Annotated in this window: 1 protein-coding gene; it reads left to right on the plus strand. The window is 38.0% G+C overall.

Annotation, left to right across the window (positions count from 1 at the left end):
• Positions 1 to 1164, plus strand: a 1164-nt coding sequence (gene gdhA, locus I6U51_RS18945) for an NADP-specific glutamate dehydrogenase (RefSeq protein WP_211144133.1), incomplete at its 5' end; no start/stop codon positions are given.
• Positions 1165 to 1203: the final 39 nt, after the last annotated feature.

Raw genomic sequence — 1203 nt, forward strand, 5'->3', positions numbered from 1 at the left:
AAAGTTCCATGGACAGACGACAACGGAAACGTACAAGTTAACCGTGGATTCAGAGTACAATTCAACGGAGCTATAGGACCTTACAAGGGAGGACTTAGATTCCATCCTTCAGTTTATATAGGAATAATCAAATTCTTAGGATTTGAGCAAATATTAAAGAACTCATTAACTGGCCTTCCAATAGGTGGAGGTAAAGGTGGTTCAGACTTCGACCCAAGAGGAAAGTCAGACGCTGAAATAATGAGATTCTGCCAAAGCTTTATGACTGAGCTTTATAGACATATAGGACCAGACGTTGACGTTCCAGCTGGAGATATTGGAGTTGGCGGAAGAGAAATAGGATATCTTTATGGACAATACAGAAGAATCAGAGGAGCTTTTGAAAACGGAGTTCTTACTGGTAAAGGCTTAACTTATGGCGGAAGCTTAATAAGACCAGAAGCTACTGGATTCGGTGTATCTTACTATTGCCAAGAAATGCTTAAGCATGAAGGAACAGACTTCAAAGGCAAAACAGTTGCTGTATCAGGCTTCGGTAATGTTGCATGGGGAGTATGTCAAAAAGTTAGCCAATTAGGTGGTAAAGTTGTAACTCTATCAGGACCAGATGGATACATCTACGATCCAGAAGGAGTAACAGGAGAAAAGATAGATTACATGGTAGAAATGTTAACAATAAACAAAGGTGCAAGAATTAAAGATTATGCTGATAAGTATGGTGTTCAATTCTTCCCAGGAGAAAAACCATTTGGAGTTAAAGTTGATATCGTAATACCATGTGCAATTCAAAATGACATTAAAATAGAAGAAGCTAAGAAAATAGTTGAAAACGGAGTTAAATTTGTTTGTGAAGCTGCTAATATGCCTTGTACAAACGAAGCTGTTGAATACTTCCAAAAGAACGGCGTAATAGTAGGACCTTCAAAGGCTGCTAACGCTGGTGGAGTTGCTACTTCAGCTCTTGAAATGTCACAAAACAGCATGAGATTAGCTTGGACTGCAGAAGAAGTAGATGCAAAATTACACCAAATAATGGTTAACATCTACAATAACTGTAAGAAAGCATCAGAAGACTATGGTTTTGGATATAACCTAGTTGCTGGAGCTAACATTGCAGGATTTGTAAAAGTTGCAGAAGCAATGCATGCACAAGGAAACTACTAGAAATTACAGAGAGAATCTTTAAATAGATTCTCTCTTTTT

The organism is Clostridium aciditolerans (assembly GCF_016316925.1).
GTDB lineage: Bacteria > Bacillota > Clostridia > Clostridiales > Clostridiaceae > Clostridium_AM > Clostridium_AM aciditolerans.